The following is a 21,705-nucleotide window of genomic DNA, read 5'->3' on the forward strand; positions in this document are numbered from 1 at the left end:
GGAGCTTCCGATGACGGCCGCCACGCGCATCGACACCACTCGCCTTGTTCGCGCCCCGCGCGGTGCCGAACTCACCTGCAAGAGCTGGCTGACGGAAGCCCCCTTCCGCATGCTGCAGAACAACCTCGACCCGGAAGTGGCTGAAAACCCGGCCGAGCTCGTGGTCTATGGCGGCATCGGCCGCGCCGCGCGTAACTGGGAGTGCTTCGACGCCATCCTGCGCAGCCTGCGCGAGTTGCGCGACGACCAGACCCTGCTCATCCAGTCCGGCAAGCCCGTGGGCGTGTTCCCCTCGCACCCGGACGCGCCGCGCGTGCTGCTGGCCAACTCCAACCTGGTCCCGGCTTGGGCCAACTGGGAGCACTTCAACGAGCTCGATCGCAAGGGCCTGATGATGTACGGCCAGATGACGGCCGGCTCGTGGATTTACATCGGCTCGCAGGGCATCGTGCAGGGTACGTACGAAACCTTCGTGGAAATGGGCCGTCAGCATTACGGCGGCAGCCTGGCCGGCCGCTGGATTCTCACCGCGGGCCTGGGTGGCATGGGCGGCGCCCAGCCGCTGGCCGCCAGCCTCGCCGGGGCCAGCTCGCTGACCATCGAGTGCCAGCAGAGCCGCATCGATTTCCGCCTGAAAACCCGCTACGTCGACGAACAGGCGACTGACCTGGACGACGCGCTGGCCCGCCTGGAGCGCTACGGCAAGGAAGGTCGTGCCGTCTCCGTGGCCCTGCTCGGCAACGCGGCCGATGTCCTGCCCGAGCTGGTCCGCCGCGGCGTTCGCCCGGATGCGGTGACCGACCAGACCAGCGCCCACGACCCGGTGAACGGCTACCTGCCGTCCGGCTGGACGGTGGACGAGTGGTTCGAGCGTCGCAAGAGCGATCCGGCCGGTACCTCGAAGGCGGCCAAGGCCTCCATGCGCCGCCACGTGGAGGCCATGCTGGCCTTCCACGCCCAGGGCGTGCCGACCTTCGACTATGGCAACAACATCCGCCAGATGGCCAAGGACGAAGGCCTGGCCGAGGCATTTGCCTTCCCCGGATTCGTACCCGCCTTCGTCCGCCCGCTGTTCTGCCGTGGCGTGGGCCCGTTCCGTTGGGTGGCGCTCTCCGGCGACCCCGAAGACATCTACAAGACGGACGCCAAGGTGAAGGAGCTGATCCCCGACGACCCGCACCTGCACCGCTGGCTGGACATGGCCCGCGAGCGGATCAGCTTCCAGGGCCTGCCGGCGCGCATCTGCTGGGTGGGCCTCGGCCAGCGCCATCGCCTGGCGCTGGCGTTCAACGAGATGGTCCGCAACGGGGAGCTGAAGGCGCCCATCGTCATCGGCCGCGACCACCTGGACTCCGGCTCCGTGGCTAGCCCCAATCGCGAAACCGAAGCCATGCGCGACGGTAGCGACGCCGTCAGCGACTGGCCGCTGCTCAACGCCATGCTCAACGTGGCCGGTGGCGCCACGTGGGTCAGCCTGCACCACGGCGGTGGCGTCGGCATGGGTTACAGCCAGCACAGCGGCGTGGTGATCGTGGCCGACGGCACCGATGAAGCCGACAAGCGCCTGGGCCGCGTGCTGTGGAACGACCCGGGCACCGGCGTCATGCGCCATGCCGACGCCGGCTACGACGACGCCATTGCCTGCGCGAAGGAGCAGGGCCTTGACCTGCCCATGCTCCGCTAAGCGGCCTTAGCGGCCGTTGGCCCAGGTCGCCGTGTACATGTCGGGATAGATCCGCTCGAGGGCCAGCACCTTCGGGCGGTCGTTGAAGACGATGTACATGGCGTCCGGGTTCAGGTGCATGTAGTCCTGGTGCTCGCCCTCGGCCTGCCAGAAGCCCTTCAGCGGCACCACCTGGGTCACGATCGGGCTGCTGAAGGCGTGGGCCGCGCTCAGCTGGGCCACGTAGGCCTTCGCGACCTTCTCCTGCTCCGGCGTGGCGTAGAACACCGCCGAGCGGTACTGGGTGCCCATGTCCGGGCCCTGGCGGTTCAGGGTCGTCGGGTCCATGGCCACCGAGAAGAACACCTGCAGCAGCTGGCCGTAGCTCACCTGGCCTGGGTCGTACGTGACCCGCACGGACTCGGCGTGGCCGGTGTCGCCATCGCTGACGTCATCGTAGTTGGCATGGGCCGCGTCGCCGCCGGTATAGCCGGCGCGCACGCTTTTCACGCCCTTCACATGCTGGAAGACACCCTCCACGCCCCAGAAGCATCCGCCCGCGAACACGGCGGTGGCTTCGCCGGGCGCCCGGGTGGCGTCCACGGCGGGGGCTGGCAGCTTCAGGCCTTCGTCGCGGGCGGAGGCGGACGAGCAGGCGGCAAGGGCGGTGAACACAAGCGGGAACAGGATCGGGCGGCGCATGGCGGTTCTCCGAAGGGTACGTGCCAGTAGACCGGGGGCGGCATGGTTTTATTACAGCGCCCGCCCTACAGTACGCCGCCCCGCGGCCGATACATTCCGAACGACGGTGGGGTTCCCAGCGAGAGGAGGCACGGGAAGGTGGCGTACGACCTGGTAGAGCGACGTGTGGCCGTGATCGATCTGCAGATCGGCATGTTCGTCAGTCGCCTGGATTGCGAGTGGTCCGATACGCCGTTCCCGTTGCAGGGAGTGCCGGTCACGTCGCGCGAGGACATCGACAACCTCGCCAAATTCTGCAAGCACGTGTTCGTGGACACGCAGCGCCAGGTGGCGGCGTCGCGGCTGGCGCCGGCGTCCGTGGTCACGGGCGGCAGCGCGCGCCCGGCACCCGCGCGTCCCGCCGTGAACACCCGCCTGGTCACCCAGCACGCCTACACCGATACCGCCTCGTTCGACGACGAAATGCCCCGTGCGCGCGAAGCCTTCGACACCGTGTCGCACTTCGCCGAGCAGATGGTGGCCGACATCGAAGCGGGCAAGACGATTGATCCGCAGGCGCTCGAAGCGGCCGTGCGGCCGATGGTCGCCAGCGTCCTGCGCAGCGGCGATGCGTTTTTCTGGATTGAAAGCCTGCGCCGCCACGACAGTTACAGCTTCCGGCATGCCGTTGGCTGCAGCACCCTGGCGGCCTCGTTCGGCCGGCACATGGGCTTCAACGGTGAGGCCATCGTCAGCCTGGCGGCCGGCGGCCTGCTGATGGACGTGGGCAAGGCCCAGCTGCCCAAGGAGATGCTTGAGCGCCAGGGCCCATTGAATGACGCCGAATGGGATCTCGCCCGGCACCATGTGGAGGAGGGCGGCGCCATCCTCGATACCGCCGGGGTGACGGACCAGGAAGTGCGCGACATGGTGCTCACCCATCACGAGCGCTACGACGGCACGGGCTACCCCTCCGGGCTGGCCGGCACCGCCATTCCGCTGGCGGGACGCATGGCCGCCATCATCGACACCTACCACGCGATGTGCACGCCGCGCCCGTACCGGCCGGCGGTCTCCCAACACCTCGCCCTGCGCCAGCTGTACCAGGGCCGCGACCGTGAGTTCCAGGGCGAGCTGGTTGAACAGTTCCAGGCCTGCCTCGGCGTTTACCCCACCGGTACCCTGGTGGAGCTGAACACCGGCGAGGTGGCCGTGGTCATGGTGCAGAACCAGTCGCGGCGCCTGCAGCCGCGCGTGGCGATCATGACCAACGCCGAGAAGAGCCATCTCGACGACTTCCGCATCATCGACCTGATGCGCCAGGCCGAGGGCGTGCATCGCGAGATCCAGCGCACGCTCCCCGCGGGCAGCTACGACATCGACCCTTCCGAGTACTTCCTGGCATGAGTGAGCGCGCCCACATCCTGCCTGCGTTGCAGGGCAGCCTCGACCGCGCCCGGAACGAATCCGGCCTGTGCGCGTTGTTGGTGGTGCGCCTGCGCGGGATGCGCGAGGCGCAGCTGCGCTACGGCTACGCCTTCGGTGACGACATCATGCTGGCGGCGCGCGAACGCATCGCCTCGGTGCTGCGCCATTTCGATACCGTCTATCTGGCGGGCGACGACAGCTTCGTGGTGGTGCTTCCGAGCATCCGTAACCGCACGCACGCACTGCTGGCCGCCACCCGCATCGTCGGCTCGTTCGACGACACGCCACTGATCCACGGTGACCGTAACTGGCACGGCCGCGCCATCGTCGGCGTCGCCCTGTGCCCCGACCACGGCACCGCCGCCGAGCTGCTGTTTCGCCGGGCGGAACTGGCCCACGATGAGGCCCTGCGCGTCGGCGAACCGTTCGCCATCTACCAGCCGGAAGTGACCCCGGTGGAAATCCTCTACGGCGAGCTGCGCGACGATATCGCCGCCAACAAGCTCGACGTGGTGTTCCAGCCCCTGTACGACCTCCGCCGCGGCGAGATCGTCAGCGTGGAATCGCTGGCGCGCTGGACGACCAGCGCGTTTGGCGTGGTGCCGCCGTCCGATTTCGTGCCCTTCGCCGAACGCAGTGACCTCATCGTCCCGCTGACCCGCTGGAGCCTCAACGCCTCGCTGCGGCACGCCGCGGCGTTGCATCGCGGCGGCTGCCCCCTCGATGTCGCGATCAACCTTTCACCGCGCGTGTTCGCGGAGCAGGGCTTTGCCGAGCAGCTGCTCGGCGCGCTGGAAATCTGGGGCGTGCCGCCGGAAGCCACCATCGTCGAGATCACCGAGACCGCGCTGCTCACCGACATGGACATGAGCGTGCGCGTGCTTCGCCGCCTGCGTGATTGCGGCGTGCGCGTGGCCATCGACGATTTCGGCACCGGCTACGCTTCGTTCGCGTACCTGCGGCATTTCCCGGCCACCGAGCTGAAGATCGACCGCAGCTTCGTCGACGCCATCGTCAGTGACCGTCGCACCGAGCAGGTGGTGCGCGCCATGGTGGAAGTGGCCCACCGGCTGGGTCTGGAAGCCGTGGCCGAAGGCGTGGAGAACGAAGAGACCCTGCGCCGGCTGGTGGAGATGGACTGCGATATCGTCCAGGGCTACCACATCGGCCATCCGATGCCGGCCGAAGCATTCGTCGCCGAGCGCCTCGCCGCCGCCTCGATGGTCTGACGCTCGCTCGCCGTTAGCGGCTGAGTGCCAGGTAACGGTGGTGCATGCGTTGCACCTGCACCGCCAGCGCCGCCTCATCCCCCGCGTTCTCGATCACGTCATCCGCGATCGCCAGGCGCGCCTCGCGCGAGGCCTGCGCCGCGATCATCGTTCGCGCCAGCGCCTCGTCGATACCATCACGCTGCGTCAGTCGCGCGATACGTAGCTCTTCCGGCGCATCCACCACCAGCACGCGATCCACCCAGCGGTAATGCGCGTGGTTTTCCACCAGCAGCGGGATCGACAGGATGCAATACGGCCCGGTGTCGGCCGCCGCGGCATCGCGCAGCCAGGCGCGGATGCGCGGGTGGAGGATGCCTTCCAGGCGCGTGCGTGCCCCCGGGTCGGCGAACACCCGCTGGCGCATGGCGGCGCGATCCAGGCGGCCCTTGGCATCCAGCGCGTCCGCACCAAACGCGCGCGCCACTTCCGTCAGCGCATCGGAACCCGGCTCAACCACCGCGCGGGCCGCGACGTCGGCGTCGTAAGCCCGCACGCCCAGCCCCTCGAACTGCCGCTCCACCGCGCTCTTGCCCGCGGCGACGCCACCGGTGAGCGCGACGACGAAGCGGCTCATCGCAGGCCCGTCATCTGCAGGTAAGCCCCGAGGATCCGGTCACCCGCCATCAGCCAGACCCAGCCTGCCGCCGCGATATACGGGCCGAACGGGATGGGGACATCACGCTGGTGCTTGAAGAACAGCATCATCGAGCCGCCCACGATGGCGCCGATAAACGACGACAGCATGATGATCGGCAGCAGGGCGACTGGGCCCATCCACGCGCCGAGGGCCGCCAGCAGCTTGAAGTCGCCAAAGCCCATGCCCTCCTTGCCCGTGAGCAGGCGGAAGGCCTGGTACACCGACCAGAGGCTGAGGTAGCCGATGAGTGCGGCGAGGATGGCGGCCGGTGGCGACACGGGGAGCGGCTGCCAGCCCGGGATCAGGGTCAGGCCGAGGCCGATCCACAGCAGCGGGTAGTTCAGTTCATCCGGGAGCAGCTGCGTGCGTGCATCGATACCGGAGAGGGCGATAAGGAACCAGGTGAACACCAGCGCCGCGAGGGCGCCCGCGGTGGGGCCGAAGCGCCACACCACCGCCGCGCTGGCCAACCCCGAGAGCAGTTCCACCAGCGGATACTGCTTCGAAATGGGTTCGCGACAATAGCGGCAGCGGCCGCGCAGCAGCAGCCAGCCCAGCACCGGGATGTTGTCGTGCGCCGCCAGCGGATGCTTGCACTTCGGGCAATGCGAGCCTTCGACCACCACGCCCGGCGGCCGGACTTCGTCGACCTCCGGCAGGTCCAGCACCTCGCGCGCCTGGCGGCGCCAGTCGGCCTGCATGCGTGCGGGCACGCGCAGGATCACCACGTTGAGGAAGCTGCCGACGAGGAGGCCGAGGACGCCGGCGACGGCCACCCAGAGGGCGAGGGGCAAATCAGACATGGAAAATCCGTGATTCCAAGAAAAAACCCTTCGCCTGCGAAGGCGAAGGGTTCCTATTGTGCCTTGGGGCAGGGCGGTACGGTCAGACCGTGCCGGCCAGCTTGAAGATCGGCAGGTACAGCGAGATCACCATGCCGCCGACGAGGACGCCGAGGATTACCATGATGAACGGCTCGAGCAGGCTGCTCAGCGTGTCCACCGCGGTGTTGACCTCTTCCTCGTAGAACTCGGCCACCTTGAACAGCATGTGGTCGAGCGAGCCGGATTCCTCGCCGATGGCGGTCATCTGCACCACCATGTTGGGGAACAGGTTCACCTGGCGCATGGAGAGCTGGAGCTGGTGGCCGACGGAGATATCGTCGCGCATCTGCTTCACGGCTTCGCCGTAGACGATGCTGCCGGTGGCGCCCGCGACCGCATCCAGCGCTTCGACGAGGGGCACGCCCGCGTGGAAGGTGACACCGAGGGTACGGGCGAAGCGGGCGATGGCCGACTTGTGCAGGAGGTCACCGATCACCGGGATTTTCAGCGAGAAACGATCGAGGAAGTGGGCGAACTTCTGCGAGCGTTTCTTGAAGAAGATCAGGGCGAATACCGAGCCGACAATAATGCCAATGACCAGCCACCAGTACGACTGCATGAACTGCGACGCGGCCACGACAACCTGGGTGGGCGCCGGCAGCTCGGCCTTGGCTTCGGCGAAGGTCTGCTGGAACACCGGGACCACGAACAGCAGCAGGATCATCGAGACGAGCAGGGCAACGACGAGCACCATGATTGGGTAGAACAAGGCCTTCTTGATCTTGGACTTGATGCTCTCCATGCGCTCTTTATAGGTCGCGACAGTATCGAGCACCGTATCGAGCACACCGGCGGACTCGCCCGCATGGACGAGGTTACGGTAGAGCTCGTCGAACTGGACCGGATACTGGGCCAGCGCCTCGTGGAGTGCGGCGCCACCCTCGATGCTGGTTCTCACATCGACGAGGATGTTCTTGAACCGGACGTTCTTCTGGCCCTGGGCGATGATGTCAAACGCCTGCACCATGGGCACACCCGAGGCCATCATGGTGGCGATCTGGCGGCTGAAGATGGCGACGTCACGCGGTTTGACCGTGCTGCCCGCCGCGCCGAAAAGCGGCTTCGCGCGTTCACGCACCTGCTGCGGGTTCATCCCCTGGCGGCGCAGTTCGGCCTTGACGAGCGAGGCATTCTTTGCCTGCATCTCGCCCTTCATGCGCTTGCCGCGCTTGTCCAGCGCGGTCCAGTCGTACATCGTCAACTGGTTGACGGCAGCACGAGCGGCGCCGACGGCGCGCGCGTTCTTCGTAGCGGTGGCGGTAGCCATGACGCGGTGTTCCCCCCGGGTAAATTGCTGAGGAGCCCCGCCCCGCGGGCCCCCTGTCTCTTATTCTAGTGTGAAGCTTCGGTGAGCGCCTTTCTGCCGGATGGCGCACAGGATTCGTGCGCCGAAGGCCGCCAGGCGGCGTCAGTCCTTGGTGACTCGGTTGATTTCGGCGAGGCTGGTGACCCCGTTCCTGACCTTGAGCAGGGCCGACGCGCGAAGGTCGTTGACCCCCGCCTTCTTCGCCACTTCCGCGATCTGCATGGCGTTGCCCCCCTCCAGGACGATCTTCTGGATGTCTTCGAGCATAGGCATGACCTGGTAGATACCTAGGCGCCCCTTGTAGCCCTCGTTGCAGCTGTCGCAGCCGACGGCCTCATAGACCGTGATGCCGGCATCCACCTCTTCCTGGGTGAAGCCCTCGGCGAGCAGGGCGGCCGGCGGCAGGCTGATCTCGCGCTTGCAGTCGTGCAGGCGGCGGGCCAGGCGCTGGGCGATGATCAGGGTGACCGAGGAAATGATGTTGTAGGGCGCGATGCCCATGTTCATCAGTCGGGCGATGGTCTGCGGGGCGTCGTTGGTATGCAGGGTGGACAGGACCATATGGCCCGTCTGCGCCGCCTTGACCGCGATTTCGGCCGTTTCCAGGTCGCGGATTTCGCCGACCATGATCACGTCCGGATCCTGGCGCAGGAAGGAGCGCAGGGCGGCGGCGAAGGTCATGCCGCGCTTGACGTTCTGCTGGACCTGGTTGATGCCCTCGACGCGGATTTCGACCGGGTCTTCCACCGTGGAGATGTTGCGCCCCTCGGTATTCAGGATGTTCAGGGCCGTATACAGCGACACCGTCTTACCCGAGCCGGTGGGGCCGGTGACCAGCACCATGCCATAGGGCTTCTCGATGGCGTCGAGGTAGAGCTGCTTCTGGATCTCTTCGTAGCCGAGCTTGTCGATGCCCAGCTTGGCCGAGGAGCCATCCAGCACGCGCAGCACGATCTTTTCACCGAAAAGGGTGGGCAGGGTGCTGACGCGGAAGTCGATGGCGCGGGTCTTGGTCAGGTTGAGCTTGATGCGGCCATCCTGCGGCACGCGGCGCTCGGCGATATCCAGGCCGCTCATCACCTTCAGGCGCGAGGCGATGCGGGTGCCCAGCTTGATCGGTGCCGAGGCGACGATGCGCAGGATGCCGTCCATGCGCAGGCGGACGCGGTAGACGGTTTCAAAGGGCTCGAAATGGATATCCGAGGCGCCGCGCTTGATCGCGTCGACCAGGATCTTGTTGACGAACTTGACGATAGGCGCGTCGTCGTTGGCGTTCGCGTCGATGCCGGTGGTGCCGTCGCCCTCGTCGGGGCCCGCATCGAGGACAAGGTCGTCGAGGCCTCCACCGTCGAACGCGGGCACGTTGTTGTTGGCGGCGGCGAGCGCCGAATCAATGATGCGACGAAGCTGCCCGCGCTCGACCAGCACCGGCTCCACCATGTGGTTGGAGTGGAACTTGATCTCGTCCAGGGCGTGCGACTGCATCGGGTCGGCGATGCCGACGAACAGGCGCTTGCCACGCTTGAACAGGGGCAGCGCCTGATGCTTGGTGATGAGGGCTTCGGTGACCAGGTCCAGCGGCATGTTGGCGGGCAACATGTTGCCGATGTCCATCAGGGGCATGCCGAACTCGGCCGACGCCACCTGGGAGAGGCGGGGGCTATCAACCAGATGGTGGTCCACCAGCCATGCCGACAGCGACACGCGCTTCTCGGCGGAATCCTGCACGGCCTTGCGGACTTCCGCCTCGCCAAGGACGCCTTCGGTCACAAGACGCCTGGCCATGCCGGTCAGGCCCGCGAGCGTGGGCTGGTGCATCTGTGTCGCCATGGTCAGTCCGATCCCCGAGTATGGCCCTGAATCTACTCTAGAATGTGGTCTTGGTCACGTCGAATTCGTGAAATCTGCGGATTCGGGCACTGGCCCGTCCACGACGCGTGAACGATGTCTTATTATGCGTCGGCCAACGGGGACATACCTTGAGTCGTATCAGCATTATCCTGCCCGCCAAGAACGAGGCGGCCGCCCTTAAAGACCTCCTGCCACGCCTGACCGCCGCCCAGCCGGGTGCCGAGATCATCGTGGTCGACGATGGGTCCACCGACGACACCCGGGCCGTTTGCCTGGCGGCGGGGGTCCAGTGCCTGTCGTCGCCGTATTCCATGGGCAACGGAGCGGCTATCAAGCGTGGCGCCCGTGCGGCCAGCGGTGAGATTCTGGTGTTCATGGACGGAGACGGTCAGCACGACCCGGCGGATGTCGCCCGGCTGCTGGCCCGGCTGGACCAGGGCTACGACATGGTCGTGGGCGCGCGCGACTGGGAAAGCCAGGCCGGCGTCGGGCGTGGCGTCGCCAATACCGTCTACAACTGGCTGGCCAGCCGGATGACGGGGCAGGTGGTGGCGGACCTCACCTCGGGATTCCGGGTGACCCGTGCCGCCCGCTTTCGCGAGTTCCTGCACCTGCTGCCGAACGGTTTCTCGTACCCGACGACCAGCACGATGGCGTTTTTCCGCAGTGCCTATGGCGTGGCCTATGAGCCGATCAAGGCGGGGCAACGGGTAGGTAAAAGCCACATCAAGCCCCTGAAGGATGGCGTGCGCTTCCTGCTGATCATTTTCAAGATCGCGACGCTGTATTCGCCATTGAAGTTGTTTTTTCCGGCAAGTGCGCTGTTTTTCGCACTGGGGTGCGTGAACTATGCGCGCACCTTCCTTATCGAGGGACGCCTTACCAATGGTAGCGCCCTGATGTGGAGCGCCGCCGTGATCATTTTCCTTATCGGCCTCGTCTCCGAGCAGATCACGGCGCTGACGTACCGGCCGGTCGAATCGAGCGAAATGCGGAAATGACCAACTTCACACCGGAAGAGGAGCGGGATCTGGAAGTCATCCGGTCCTTCTATGACCAGGAATACTACGGAACCGACACGAGTAGTGCTCGCCTGCCGTGGCATTGCCGCTTGGCCGCAGCTGCCCTGTCTCGGGTAAACGGGGGCGACGTGCTGGATGTCGCGTGTGGGACCGGAGCGTGGTTGGGGCATTTTCGTCGGATGGGCGCACGAGGTATCAGCGGTATCGACCTGTCCGCGAAGGCTATCGATGCGGCTCGGCGCGTTTATCCGGGCGGCGACTTTCGCGTCGGTGCTGCCGAAGTCTTGCCATATGAAAGTGGCAGCTTTGACGTGGTGACATGCATGGGGTCGCTTGAACACTTTGTCGACAAGCCTGGCGCCTTACGCGAGATGATGCGGGTTGCCCGTCCAGAAGCGGAGTTTCTCCTGTTGGTGCCCAACGCGGGATTCCTTACTCGCCGGCTGGGCGCCTATGGCGGCACGCATCAGGTGAAGGTGAAGGAAGATGTCCTTTCGCTTGCAGCGTGGGAGAAGCTCTTCACATCAGTGGGACTCTCCGTCATCCGTCGCCGACGTGACCTGCATCCTCTGAGCGTTCGTTGGATCACGCATGATCGCTGGTACACATGGCCTGTCCGTGCGCTACAGGCTGTCCTTCTGGCCGTGTGGCCGCTCCAGTGGCAGTATCAGGTTTATCACTATGTCCGCCGCCAGGCCGACTGAGGCCGTCGAGCGGTCCACTCTGCTGGTGACGCGTAACCTGCCGCCTCTTCGAGGTGGCATGGAGCGTCTCAACCTTGAGTTGGCGCGAGCCCTGCAAGGGGATGGACTCGCCGTGGTCGGCCCGCGAGGTTGCGAGGCTGAGTTACCGCACGGCGTTCCAATCACGGCGTTGCCTTTGCAGCCACTGGCGGGATTTTTCGCCAGGGCGCTCGTTGCGTCCTTGCGTGGCGCCTTCCGGCATCGGCCACGCATGGTACTGGCGGGAAGTGGACTTTGTGCACCGTTCGCGTGGCTGGCGGCGCGGGCAACGGGGGCACGGTGTGCCGTGTACCTGCACGGGCTGGACATCATTGCCGACAGCTTCATCTATCGCCGCGCCTGGCTTCCTTTCATACGTCGCTGCGACGTATGTCTCACCAACAGTGCGAATACATCGGCGCTCGCTATCCGTGCGGGAATCGAGGCCCAGCGAATCCAAATCGTTCATCCTGGCGTCGATGCAGCATGCGATGTCCTTCACGCCGAAGACGCTGCAGCTTTCCGCAGTGCCCACGCGCTGGAGGGGCGTGTCGTCTTGTTGAGCGTAGGCAGACTCACGGAACGGAAGGGCCTATTACCCTTCGTCAACGACGTCTTGCCTGTTCTCGTCCGGACACATCCGCAGAGTATGCTCGTGGTCATAGGTAACGACGCACCGGATGCGCTCCGGCGGAGCGCGCATAGTGTGCGTGAGGCGGTCGAGGCCCGTGTGCTCGCTCTCGGCCTACAAGGCCATGTCATGTTCCTGGGCGAAGTCGATGACGCTGAACTAGCCAGGGCGTACGGTGCCGCCGACCTAGCCATTTTCCCCGTGCGGGCCATGCAGGGTGACGTGGAGGGATTTGGCATGGTAGCGATGGAGGCTGCGGCGCATGGGTTGCCAACGGTGGCTTACGCCGTCGGTGGCGTGCCTGATGCGGTAGCTGACGGCATTTCCGGCCGGCTGGTCGACGAAGGCGACGCCGTGGCGATGGCAGATGCCATCCGTGACGTAATTGACGCCGGGCGCCACGTCTGGAACAGCCGCTGTCGAGCGTTTGCCATGCAGTTCGACTGGTCAATCTTCGCTATTCGGGTGCGTCGGGCACTGGGTATCGGGGCGGCAACGTGATGCCTAAGCCCACTATGCTACGGCTCCAGGAACATGCCGCGGTCATCGTTACGTTTCATCCTGACATCGTCACGATTACGCGCCAGGTATCGCTGCTTGACGACCTCGCCCACGTAATTTTTGTCGATAACGGATCAGGCCAAGAGGCACTAAAGGCACTTCGCGGTCTGGCTGCCGGCAACGATCATGTCGAGGTCCTCGAGCTAGGCGGAAACGAGGGTCTCGCGGCAGCGCTGAATGCCGGCATCGAATGCGCTGCCGCTCGTGGCGCGCGTTCCGTCCTCCTGCTCGACCAGGACTCGCTGTTTGAGCCCTCTGCCCCCACTCGATTGCTCGACGGGCTTAATCGCGTTCAACAGGATACCGGGCGCTTGTGCTGCGCTGGTCCAGTGCTGCTGGACCCCGAGACCGGGATGAACCACGGTTTTCACTATGTCGCCAACGGCTGGCGTTGGGCTCGTGCATTTCCCCCTTCGTCCGCTGCTCCCATCGCCGTTGCAAACCTCAATGGAAGCGGCACAACCATGCCCATCGACCTGTTCAGGGTACTGGGCCCTCTGGACGCTTCCCTATTCATCGATCACGTCGACACGGATTGGTCGTTTCGTGTGCTCCACGGAGGATTCGGCCTGTTCGGGCTCCCTAGCGTGGCGTTCGACCATCGGATGGGGGAGCGGGGGCGCAGAATCTGGCTGCTTGGATGGCGTGTTTGGCCCGAGCGTAGCCCGTTGCGGCACTATTTCCTTTTTCGCAATACGGTGAGGTTGCTCGGCCGACAGCATGTTCCGAGCGTGTGGAAGGTCTGGGCGGTTGGAAAGATGGCAGTGTCAGTGGTCGTCGTTGGCTTGACCGATGCTCGCCGGGGCTCGCAGCTGGGCATGATGTGGAAGGGCATTCGCGAGGCGGTGCAGGAGCGACGGGCATGAGTGGCGAGATGACCAGTACCTGGTCGCGCGGTGGTCTCGTCGAGGTGCCGGCGTGTCCCATGTGCGACTCATCGCAGCGCACGTTCATCACGGAAACCCGCGATGCGATGACGGGCCGGACGGATCCATGGCGGCTCTGGTCTTGCGATTCCTGTCGCAGCGAATGGCTGGATCCACGCCCGGACGACGCGTCCCTCCCGTTTGCCTACGATTTCGACTATGTCACGCACCGGGACGTGTCCGCTCCGGTACGCGGTGGCCTTCTGCTGGCCGCGATCCAGGGTTACCTGAAGCGACGCCATGGATTCGACGGTTTGCCCGCCAGCGTTCCTGCGGGCTGGCTCTTGGGTTGCGTCCCTCCGCTGCGGCTGAAACTCGACTACTACGCGCGGCATCTTGGCGCGGGGCGCGGAAGGACGTTGCTCGACGTCGGCTGCGGCAACGGTGCTTTCCTCGACGTTGCGCGTCAGATGGGCTGGGATGCAGAGGGCGTTGACCCCGATCCGGCAGCGGTACGCGTGTGTCTCAACAAGGGATTAAAGGTAACCCAGGGCTTCATTGGCGATATCAGTGCGGATCGGCGCCGAGCTGGCTGGGATGCGATCACATTGAGCCATAGCCTTGAGCATGCGCCCCGGCCACGCGTCCTGCTGCATGAGGTAGCCGAGCTGCTGGTTCCGGGCGGGCGAGCATGGATCGGAATACCCAACCCGCAATCCCGGGGCGCACGGTTGTTCGGCGCAGCCTGGGAAAGCCACGATGCGCCAAGGCATCTGTGCCTGCCGTCCGCGGATGCCATGGAGAGTGCATGTCGTGGTGCAGGGTTCGCCGATGTGCGCTTTGCACGTCGCGGGGCACACTCTGGCCGGTTGTACCGCCGAAGTGCCGAAATAGAAAGCGAATCGGGCGTCACATTTCACCGCCGGATGGCATGGACAAATCGGCTGCAGGCGCTCGTAACCGACCTGCTCGCCACCGTGAGCGGGCGTGGCGGCGATGAGTTGGTAGTCATCGCGACGCTCGGCACCGGCGAGGCATCATGAGCGCTCTGGTCACGTCGACGTGGCGGGGAGGAGCGGCCGAGGCCGTGCGGTCGTGTCCGGCATGCGGCGCCGTTGAACGTTCTCCACACGCGGGTGCGGTATTCGATCATTTGCGGCCCGCCGACGATGATCTGTGGACCTTCTGGAAGTGCGACGCTTGCGCAAGCCTCTATCCGGACCCTCGGCCATCGATGGATTCCATTGGCGCCGCGTACTCGGACTATTACACCCACCATCCCCAGCATGCCGGTGGCTTGCCTGGATCGAATGGCACCGTATCGGTGCTGTCACGCTGCGTGGACGGGTATCTGAATGCTCGGTTCGGCTCAACGCTTCCAAACGCGATGCCGATAGGTCACCTCGTGTTCTCGATGATCGAGCCGCTGCGATTGAAGCTCGATTATCACGGGAGACATCTGTTCCTTGCACAGCGGACGCCTGGACGTGTGCTCGATGTAGGCTCCGGCAATGGTGATTTCCTCCTCCGGGCGCGTGCCATGGGTTGGGATGCGCGCGGAATCGACCCTGACCCAGCCGCGGTCGGCGCGTCGCGAGCGCAAGGTCTTGTCGTTTGCGTCGGCTTCGCCGATTGCCGCTCGCCCGAGCTGGGCGGTGCCTTCGATGTCGTGACGATGCGACATAGCATCGAGCACGTGGCCCATCCGGGAGACGATCTTCGCCATTGTCTCGGGCACCTGCGGCCGGGCGGTATGCTCTGGTTGGCGTGGCCGAACCCTCAAGGCGTGGGGGCGCGAATCTTTCGCTCCGCGTGGCGAGGGCTCGAAGCGCCGCGGCACCTTTGCATTCCCAGCGCTGAGGCCATGCGTGGGTTGTTGCTTGGCCTGGGCTTTGAGGCGCCGCGCCTCATCCGGCGCGGCCACCACGCACGCAGCATCGCCCGTGAGAGCGCCCGGATAGCCGAGCATCGACCTGGCTGGCTCAATAGGGTGCGCCGCCACCTCGGCGGCGTGGTGGCCTGGGCTGCGGATATGGCTGCGACGCTCTCATCGGGTGCTGGAGAAGAACTCGTTATGGTGGCCTTTGCGCCGGAGCGGAGGTGTGAGCGTGACTGACTGTATCGGAGTGGTCCTGCATTTCCGCGCTAGCGAGCTGACCGAGGCGTGCATCCGGTCCCTTGCGCAGGAAGGGTTGGGCGACGCGATCGTCGTAGACAACTCGGAAGACGGCGGGGCATCACTTGCCGATCTGCGAGCTCGGCTCGTCGACAGCTCCATGCGCCTCACATTCGTCGAGCCGGGCAGGAATCTTGGTTACGCGGCCGGGATCAACGCGGCACTTGCATCTCTTGGCGCGTCCCTTGGGTCCGCCCATGTATTGCTTATCAACAGCGACGCGACCCTGGCTCCGGGCACGCTTCGTCGGCTCGCAGACAGTGTGGCGGACGACGAAGCCGTGGTGGCAGCGCCGCTGATCGATGGACCGACCGGTCTCGTGCCAGCCCGTACTTACTATCGCCATTTTTCCGCGATGATCAATCCAGTCGGTCCTGGCATGCATGGTCATGCGCTATTGGGTGGCGCATGCCTGTTGATCAGTCGCCGGCTGCTTCGGCTTCCGCTTTTCGATGAAACCTTCTTCTTTTACGGAGACGATATCGAATTCGGTCATCGCGTCGTCCGTCAGGGCGGCGTGCTTCGGGATGTGCCGGAGGGTGTGGTGCGCCACCAGGGATCGGCAGCCAGTGGCAACGGCTCGCTGTTCTACGAGTATCACATGACCCGGGCGCACCTTCTTCTCGTGCAACGGCTCGACCAAGGGCGAGCATGTCGATGGGCCATGTACGCCGGGCGGGCGGTCCTTTTGCCTCTCCGTGCCTGCGTTCGGATGATGCGCTTCCGTTCGTTGACTGCCTGGCGAGCCTTGTTGATGGCCACAGCGGACGTTGCGTCAGGTCGCGTCCGCTCGCTAACGCCGCCCAGCGGTCCCCGGGCCTGAGCGCTGCGCCTGGTTCGGCCGGAGTTGGCGCTCCGCCGCGATGACCATCCACCATCCTGCCGCTGCCATGCAAAGTTCCGCGCACGCCAGGCCGAGCGCCATGCCGCGCGCTTGCGCATAATGTGCTCCAGCCACGAGCAACACCGCCATCAGGACCGCGCCAAGCAACTCGAATAGCATGCGATGAAGCGGGTGACCGAGCGCGACGAGGACGGTACCGGCGGATAGTCGGAGGGAAACGAATGGAGCGGCGAGCGCGACCCAGGGCATGATAGACGCAGCGTCGGCGTAAGCGGCGCCTAGGATCCAGGGGAGCAGCGGTGCACACAGGGTCGTGCCGGCGGCGCTGACGATGCCCCACGCACCAGCTAGCACGAACAACGTCCGTATCAGCCGGCGCCCTCCGGCGCCCGGATCCGACCCGTGGATGAAGAGGCGTTGCTGCGCGGCCAGCAGCATGCCAATGACCGGGATGACCACGGCATTCAGGATGCGCGATGTCGCGGCATAGATGCCTGCCGTATGCTCGCCCAGGAGACGGTTCGAGAGGATCTTATCCAACTCGGTAGGGTTGGCGGAGACGATGTGCATGGCGGCGTACGATGCGCCATCCTTCCATTCGTCGCGGGTTGGTTGCCGAGGTGACCAACGAAGAGGAATGTGCCGTGACGTGATAAGAATCGCGGCGAACAGTCCGGCCACGGCGAGAACTGCCTGCCAACAAACGAACGCATGGAAAGTAATCGCATCACCGGCTACCAGGCACGTACCCGCAAGGCAGCCCCTCAGCGCAAGGGGAATCCACTGGATTCCTTGCCCTGTCGCTACCTTGTGCCGTGCCTGCAATGCGCCGCTGAGCAGCAGGATGAGGGGCGTGGCCATCAGTTCGGTTGCGCCGATAAGCCACAGATCGACCCAGGTGAACCGACTATGCGTCGTGAGCTGGGCCACGGACGGGAACGACGCGGTTAACAGCGTTCCGAAGACCAGGCTGAGGACCCAACCGTACCGCATGACATCGATGCCTTCGCCTGGCATTCGTGCCTCGCGCGCCATGAGCACGTAAGCGGAGCCGAGGTTCGGGATAAGCGAGAGGACAATCGCGAGGGATGCGACGGCGATGTACTCGCCATAGCGGCCCGGTCCAAGCCACCGCGTGATGGCGACGAGCGTGACGGCCTGCGTCAGCAGGCGCAGGGCCAGCATTGCGGTGGTTCTAAAGCTGCTTCGGGCGAGGCCGTCGGGCATGGGACTAGGGCGACGTTAGTTTGTTGAGTTCGCTCAGCGTGCCATCCAGTGACCCGCCGATGTTCATGAGCTTGAGCTTTGCGAGTTCAGCGCGAGCATCACTCATGCGCCCTTGCACGGCTAGCATGCGGATGACGGTAATTCGGTAGGCGGGCTCGCTCGGCTTACCGTGCATGGCTTCAATACTCATTCGAAGGCCAAGGTCATGGTCGCCAAGGTTGTTCCAGGCGAAGTCGCCATACATGGCCAGAAGGCGAGCGCTCGGTGCGGGATGCGACACTGCGGCCAGAAAAGCCTCGGTCATGCGGCCGGTGGGGAGGTCGCACAGACCTTTGGACATGCAGCTCGTCAATGCACCCAGAGCGCTCTCGTCCTGAATAGTAACCTTCCGCGTCGCAAGCTTTCGGGTCATGGAGTCCCACCAGCCGTTCTCCACGGGACGATGCATGCGAGCATTGAGAAACATGAGTGCCTGTTCGGGAAGAATCGACGATCCCCGCAGTGCCATTGCCTTCTCAAGCGGGGCATACGCTTTGTCTGTGAACGGCGAAGCGGGATCGTATCCCGAAAGGATGATGTAAGTGCGGCCGAGTTCGTACTGGGCGCGCGGCGAATCAGGGGCTCGCTCGGCGAGTTCCTGTGCAAGAGTCAACGGGCTATCCCACGCTCGCGCCGTAATGTAAAGGACGGCCGTGGACTGAACGAGGAGAAGGGCCAACAAAGTCTTTCTTGCAAGGCCGCCGGGTATTGCGCTGTCGCGGGCAACGAGAATGGGTACGACGGCGATCAGCAGGCCCATGCTTGCAAAGTAGTTGCGGTGCTCGTACACCAGTTCCAATGGGAGAATGGTGCCGGTCAGCAAATGCGCACTAATGTATAACAGCAGCCCTAGTGTCACTAGCGGGAGCTTGCGTCTTGCTAGCCACGCAACGGTTCCGCTTGCGACAAGCCCAATGGCACCTGCGAGCGTCGTCCAGGGAGAGACGAGGCTAGTCGATATCGTCCAGTTATCGTGATAGAACGAAAGTGCGTCTGGTGTCGGAAACAAGGTCCAGAGCGCGTAGGCGGGCACGGCCCGAAGCTCAGAGAGCAGCCTCGTGCTCAGGGTAAAGTCGCGGGTCGCCCACCCGGTTGGCATGAGTAAGCCCGGCAGAAGCCAGCACAAGCCGGCGACGATCGGAAGGAACAGCAATAGCCCGTATGCGGCAACGATCTTTGTGTCTCGCTCGGCTAATCCTGATCGGGGCTTCACGGATCGAAAACGGAACACCGTCAACTCGATGACAAAGGCATACATCGGCAGCATCACCGCGGTTTCCTTTGCGAGAGCACCGAACGCCGTGCACACGACGACGCTCGAAACGGCATACAAAGGCCATCGCCGAAGTGCGGAAGACTGCATGCGCTCGCGCGCATGCACGTAGGCGATAAGGCCCAGTAAGACGAACAGGTTGGCGATACTCTCCATTCGTTGCACGACGTACAGCACGCTGGTGAGATTGATGGGGAGCAGGAGCCAGGTGCCAGCGATGAGAGCTGCTATGAGTTCGCGTCGATCATCGTTGCCCGCAGGCGCGGCCAGTCGTAGTAGCTTTTTTGCGAGAACGAATGTCGCCAGTCCATTCAGGATATGGATGAATAGGTTCGTGGCCTTCATGGCCGCTGGATCGTCACCAGAAACCAGGTAGTTCAGCGCAAACGTCAGTGAAGCGAGCGGCCGCTTGAATTCACTGGACGGCGAAGAAAGTGCGCTTCTGACCAGGCTTGCGACCGTGGCATCGGCGGGCTTGAGGCCCTCATTGTCCACGATGTTCGGGAAGTCATCGAAGATGTACCCACCCCGCAGACCCATGGCGTAGATCGCTGTGGCGAGGAGGGCCATGCCTGTAAAAAGCAACCACGCCCTGGTGTTGGGAGACCACGCTAAGTTCATGGGGTGTGGCGCCTGATCCGTACGCATTGAAGGGGGTGTTCCAGATTAGCTGCCGCTAGCGTAGTTCACCTTGGGGAGATGCAGCACGGGCGGCCGCTTCGAGAGCTTGTCGAAGGTGGCTCAGCTCGCTTGGCCAATAACCCTGTCGGTCGAGCACTCCCGCGTGTACCCATGCCATACCGTCTTGCCAGCGCGGCGCGGGCAATTTGGGCAGCTTTGCAAAAAAATCCAGATGAGCGACCCCGAGATCAGGTCGTCCTGCGGCGCCGAGCGCAGCGGCCTGGCTTAGGGCTGCGGCCGGAGACGGTTGGTCTGCGAGAGCCTCATCGAACCATCGAGCAGCTCCCTTGACGTCGCCATCAGCGAGCGCGAGTTGGCCTCGCACGTGGTTAAGGTCCTGGCGTCTGCCAGCAACGCCGCTTATCGCAGGATTGGCCATCGCGATATCCACCATGCTACTAAGGACGGCGGGCGTCAGTCGCGTACACCGCTCAGAGTGCGCAGCAGGAATTGCGCTCTCGAACCAGTTCAGGAGCATCCCGCCGGGATCGGTCGTGGTGGTCGCCAGGGCATCTTTAGCATAGGCAAGTCCCTCGGCAGTGAGTCCGCCATTCAGGCACTGTACGTCGATATTAACCAGGGCCACCTGAGGTTCGGCGCGAAACCGCCGTGTAGCCGCCGACATGATCTGACTAGCGACAGCGCGTTGCCCGTTTGCTTCGGCCACTTGTGCCGCGTATGCCTGGGATCGTGGGGATTGCGGGTTGGCGGCGGCCCACACCAACGACTGTCGATACACATCACCCCACAGGGTGGCGTTGTGCTGGGTCAGTGCGGCGCTGATGGCAACAACGGCAACGGCGGAGCCCGTCACGTAGAGGGGGCGACCGATCCGGGTTATCGCCAGGCCAAGGGGCCAGAAAAGCAGAAGGGCCGGGAGGTAGTTGCGGTGATCAAAATACAGTTCGAGCGGAATGGACGTCGATTCCATCACGTGGCCGGCGAAGAAGAACAGGATCGCCAAGGCGAGTGCTGGCAAGCGATGCCGCAAGAGTAAGGCGGAGCCGACCAGTGCGAGGCAACCAGTGATCGCTGCCACGGTGTACCAGGGACTGATGAGGCCTGTTGCCGCGCGCTCGCCGTCATGAAGCACGCTTGTGTCGGTAGGGACCAATAGCCCTAGCTGGGCGAGGTAGCGCACGAGAATCGTGGGCTCTGTCATGAGGCGTTGGCCAATGGTCCAACCACGAACGACCAGGGTGCCGTGCCCCGACGATGACACCGCCAGCCATGCGAGGCCCGCAAGAAGCGCGATGGACGGTGGCGCACACATCGCCACAACACGTCGACGAAAGCGGGAATCGTCTGGCGCGGGCAGCATCCATTCACAGACGAGTATCAGCAACGGAATGACCGCGCCGTTCGCCTTGCACAGTAGGGCCAGCAGCGTGCAGCCACCAGTACCCACGAACAGCCAGACGGTTGCGTGGGCAGGGCTAAGCGCGAAGCGCGATCGCGCGTGCAGCCAGGTTAAACCCGCAAGCAACATGAACGTCGCAGGTAGCATGGCCTCCCTTTGCACCACATAGAGCACGGTGGAGACGAGGAGGGGGCTGAGCATCCAAAGGGCGCTGGCGATGATGGCAGCGAGGCGTGCCCGGCCATCGGGAAGGGCCAGGGCCACCCCCAGTCTGGCAAGGAACCACGCAAGTAGCCCGCCGTTGATCAGGTGAATGATCAGATTGGTGCGCTTGAACGGGTAGGGCGAAGCCGGCCAGTCTTTGGCGTCGATCAGGAAGCTTGCGGTGGCGAGGGGGCGGCCTGTGGGATCTGCCTTTCCTGACGTCACATAACGCAGTGCGGAGGCCAGGTCATGAACGGGTCCGCCCGTACCGAGCGCCGGTAGGTTGCCAAAGTCATCGAACACGAACGGGCCGTGCAGGCCCGGCTTGTAAGCCATCCAGGTGACTAGCGTCAGAACGATGAGCAGGGACCACGTCCA

The 21,705-nt window shown here is 64.5% G+C and carries 18 protein-coding genes; 10 read left to right on the forward strand and 8 right to left on the reverse strand.

The window, feature by feature from the left end:
• Nucleotides 1–10: 10 nt before the first annotated feature.
• On the forward strand, nucleotides 11–1,684 hold the full coding sequence (gene hutU, locus FIV34_RS05960; RefSeq protein ID WP_139980624.1) for a urocanate hydratase: 1,674 nt from the start codon (nucleotides 11–13) through the stop codon (nucleotides 1,682–1,684).
• A 6-nt stretch (nucleotides 1,685–1,690) separates the two neighbouring features.
• Here hutU and msrA read toward each other — a convergent pair whose 3' ends face one another.
• Nucleotides 1,691–2,365: a peptide-methionine (S)-S-oxide reductase MsrA gene (gene msrA / locus FIV34_RS05965; RefSeq protein WP_139980626.1), complete on the reverse strand. Its 675-nt coding sequence runs from the start codon at nucleotides 2,363–2,365 to the stop codon at nucleotides 1,691–1,693.
• Nucleotides 2,366–2,503: 138 nt separating this feature from the next.
• Here msrA and FIV34_RS05970 point away from each other — a divergent pair, with 138 nt between their 5' ends.
• Entirely contained in the window at nucleotides 2,504–3,751 is a 1,248-nt protein-coding gene (locus FIV34_RS05970; protein WP_139980628.1) for a cyclic di-GMP phosphodiesterase, read from the forward strand.
• On the forward strand, nucleotides 3,748–5,001 hold the full coding sequence (locus FIV34_RS05975; RefSeq protein WP_139980630.1) for a putative bifunctional diguanylate cyclase/phosphodiesterase: 1,254 nt from the start codon (nucleotides 3,748–3,750) through the stop codon (nucleotides 4,999–5,001). The genes FIV34_RS05970 and FIV34_RS05975 overlap by 4 nt, the downstream gene beginning before the upstream one ends.
• A gap of 13 nt (nucleotides 5,002–5,014) precedes the next feature.
• Here the strand turns inward: FIV34_RS05975 and coaE are convergent, their stop codons facing one another.
• The 4 genes from coaE to pilB all read right to left on the reverse strand — a co-directional run bounded on the left by coaE (nucleotide 5,015) and on the right by pilB (nucleotide 9,700).
• A complete protein-coding gene (gene coaE / locus FIV34_RS05980) occupies nucleotides 5,015–5,617 on the reverse strand; it encodes a dephospho-CoA kinase (protein WP_139980632.1) in 603 nt (200 codons plus the stop codon).
• Nucleotides 5,614–6,483, reverse strand: coding sequence for a prepilin peptidase (locus tag FIV34_RS05985; protein ID WP_139980634.1), 870 nt, complete (start codon nucleotides 6,481–6,483; stop codon nucleotides 5,614–5,616). The genes coaE and FIV34_RS05985 overlap by 4 nt, the downstream gene beginning before the upstream one ends.
• 82 nt (nucleotides 6,484–6,565) lie before the next feature.
• Nucleotides 6,566–7,831 carry a type II secretion system F family protein gene (locus FIV34_RS05990; protein ID WP_139980636.1) on the reverse strand — a complete coding sequence of 422 codons (1,266 nt, stop codon included), beginning with the start codon at nucleotides 7,829–7,831 and terminating at the stop codon, nucleotides 6,566–6,568.
• A 141-nt stretch (nucleotides 7,832–7,972) separates the two neighbouring features.
• Complete coding sequence (pilB, locus tag FIV34_RS05995) at nucleotides 7,973–9,700, reverse strand: type IV-A pilus assembly ATPase PilB (RefSeq protein WP_139980638.1); 1,728 nt, start codon at nucleotides 9,698–9,700, stop codon at nucleotides 7,973–7,975.
• A gap of 149 nt (nucleotides 9,701–9,849) precedes the next feature.
• On the opposite strand from pilB, the gene FIV34_RS06000 reads away from it, so the two are divergent.
• From FIV34_RS06000 to FIV34_RS06030, 7 genes are read left to right on the forward strand one after another with little or no spacing between them, the layout of a single operon-like run.
• Nucleotides 9,850–10,722 carry a glycosyltransferase family 2 protein gene (locus FIV34_RS06000; RefSeq protein ID WP_139985734.1) on the forward strand — a complete coding sequence of 291 codons (873 nt, stop codon included), beginning with the start codon at nucleotides 9,850–9,852 and terminating at the stop codon, nucleotides 10,720–10,722.
• Nucleotides 10,719–11,447, forward strand: coding sequence for a class I SAM-dependent methyltransferase (locus tag FIV34_RS06005; protein ID WP_139980640.1), 729 nt, complete (start codon nucleotides 10,719–10,721; stop codon nucleotides 11,445–11,447). Before FIV34_RS06000 ends, FIV34_RS06005 begins: the two co-directional genes overlap by 4 nt.
• A gap of 58 nt (nucleotides 11,448–11,505) precedes the next feature.
• A complete protein-coding gene (locus tag FIV34_RS06010; protein ID WP_170207522.1) occupies nucleotides 11,506–12,597 on the forward strand; it encodes a glycosyltransferase family 4 protein in 1,092 nt (363 codons plus the stop codon).
• On the forward strand, nucleotides 12,597–13,523 hold the full coding sequence (locus FIV34_RS06015; protein ID WP_139980644.1) for a glycosyltransferase: 927 nt from the start codon (nucleotides 12,597–12,599) through the stop codon (nucleotides 13,521–13,523). The genes FIV34_RS06010 and FIV34_RS06015 overlap by 1 nt, the downstream gene beginning before the upstream one ends.
• Nucleotides 13,520–14,566, forward strand: coding sequence for a class I SAM-dependent methyltransferase (locus tag FIV34_RS06020; RefSeq protein ID WP_139980646.1), 1,047 nt, complete (start codon nucleotides 13,520–13,522; stop codon nucleotides 14,564–14,566). The genes FIV34_RS06015 and FIV34_RS06020 overlap by 4 nt, the downstream gene beginning before the upstream one ends.
• A complete protein-coding gene (locus FIV34_RS06025; RefSeq protein ID WP_139980648.1) occupies nucleotides 14,563–15,639 on the forward strand; it encodes a class I SAM-dependent methyltransferase in 1,077 nt (358 codons plus the stop codon). Before FIV34_RS06020 ends, FIV34_RS06025 begins: the two co-directional genes overlap by 4 nt.
• On the forward strand, nucleotides 15,632–16,522 hold the full coding sequence (locus FIV34_RS06030; protein WP_170207523.1) for a glycosyltransferase family 2 protein: 891 nt from the start codon (nucleotides 15,632–15,634) through the stop codon (nucleotides 16,520–16,522). Before FIV34_RS06025 ends, FIV34_RS06030 begins: the two co-directional genes overlap by 8 nt.
• Here FIV34_RS06030 and FIV34_RS06035 read toward each other — a convergent pair.
• The 3 genes from FIV34_RS06035 to FIV34_RS06045 form a co-directional block, all read right to left on the reverse strand.
• Nucleotides 16,493–17,770: a lipopolysaccharide biosynthesis protein gene (locus tag FIV34_RS06035; RefSeq protein WP_139980652.1), complete on the reverse strand. Its 1,278-nt coding sequence runs from the start codon at nucleotides 17,768–17,770 to the stop codon at nucleotides 16,493–16,495. The two genes, FIV34_RS06030 and FIV34_RS06035, sit on opposite strands and share 30 nt — an antisense overlap.
• A 4-nt stretch (nucleotides 17,771–17,774) precedes the next feature.
• Complete coding sequence (locus FIV34_RS06040) at nucleotides 17,775–19,652, reverse strand: hypothetical protein (RefSeq protein WP_139985736.1); 1,878 nt, start codon at nucleotides 19,650–19,652, stop codon at nucleotides 17,775–17,777.
• Nucleotides 19,653–19,758: 106 nt separating this feature from the next.
• Nucleotides 19,759–21,663, reverse strand: a complete 1,905-nt coding sequence (locus tag FIV34_RS06045) for a tetratricopeptide repeat protein (protein WP_139980654.1) — start codon at nucleotides 21,661–21,663, stop codon at nucleotides 19,759–19,761.
• Between the last annotated feature and the right edge of the window lie 42 nt (nucleotides 21,664–21,705).

The organism is Luteibacter pinisoli (assembly GCF_006385595.1).
Lineage (GTDB): Bacteria > Pseudomonadota > Gammaproteobacteria > Xanthomonadales > Rhodanobacteraceae > Luteibacter > Luteibacter pinisoli.

Bases quoted from the DNA above. Each gene is read 5' to 3' on its own strand.
- hutU (WP_139980624.1), top strand. From the start codon at position 11: ATGACGGCCGCCACGCGCATCGACACCACTCGCCTTGTTCGCGCCCCG.
- msrA (WP_139980626.1), bottom strand. From the start codon at position 2,365: ATGCGCCGCCCGATCCTGTTCCCGCTTGTGTTCACCGCCCTTGCCGCC.
- FIV34_RS05975 (WP_139980630.1), top strand. From the start codon at position 3,748: ATGAGTGAGCGCGCCCACATCCTGCCTGCGTTGCAGGGCAGCCTCGAC.
- coaE (WP_139980632.1), bottom strand. From the start codon at position 5,617: ATGAGCCGCTTCGTCGTCGCGCTCACCGGTGGCGTCGCCGCGGGCAAG.
- FIV34_RS05985 (WP_139980634.1), bottom strand. From the start codon at position 6,483: ATGTCTGATTTGCCCCTCGCCCTCTGGGTGGCCGTCGCCGGCGTCCTC.
- FIV34_RS05990 (WP_139980636.1), bottom strand. From the start codon at position 7,831: ATGGCTACCGCCACCGCTACGAAGAACGCGCGCGCCGTCGGCGCCGCT.
- pilB (WP_139980638.1), bottom strand. From the start codon at position 9,700: ATGGCGACACAGATGCACCAGCCCACGCTCGCGGGCCTGACCGGCATG.
- FIV34_RS06005 (WP_139980640.1), top strand. From the start codon at position 10,719: ATGACCAACTTCACACCGGAAGAGGAGCGGGATCTGGAAGTCATCCGG.
- FIV34_RS06010 (WP_170207522.1), top strand. From the start codon at position 11,506: ATGGAGCGTCTCAACCTTGAGTTGGCGCGAGCCCTGCAAGGGGATGGA.
- FIV34_RS06015 (WP_139980644.1), top strand. From the start codon at position 12,597: ATGCCTAAGCCCACTATGCTACGGCTCCAGGAACATGCCGCGGTCATC.
- FIV34_RS06020 (WP_139980646.1), top strand. From the start codon at position 13,520: ATGAGTGGCGAGATGACCAGTACCTGGTCGCGCGGTGGTCTCGTCGAG.
- FIV34_RS06025 (WP_139980648.1), top strand. From the start codon at position 14,563: ATGAGCGCTCTGGTCACGTCGACGTGGCGGGGAGGAGCGGCCGAGGCC.
- FIV34_RS06035 (WP_139980652.1), bottom strand. From the start codon at position 17,770: ATGCCCGACGGCCTCGCCCGAAGCAGCTTTAGAACCACCGCAATGCTG.
- FIV34_RS06040 (WP_139985736.1), bottom strand. From the start codon at position 19,652: ATGGCCCTCCTCGCCACAGCGATCTACGCCATGGGTCTGCGGGGTGGG.
- FIV34_RS06045 (WP_139980654.1), bottom strand. From the start codon at position 21,663: ATGGCTTACAAGCCGGGCCTGCACGGCCCGTTCGTGTTCGATGACTTT.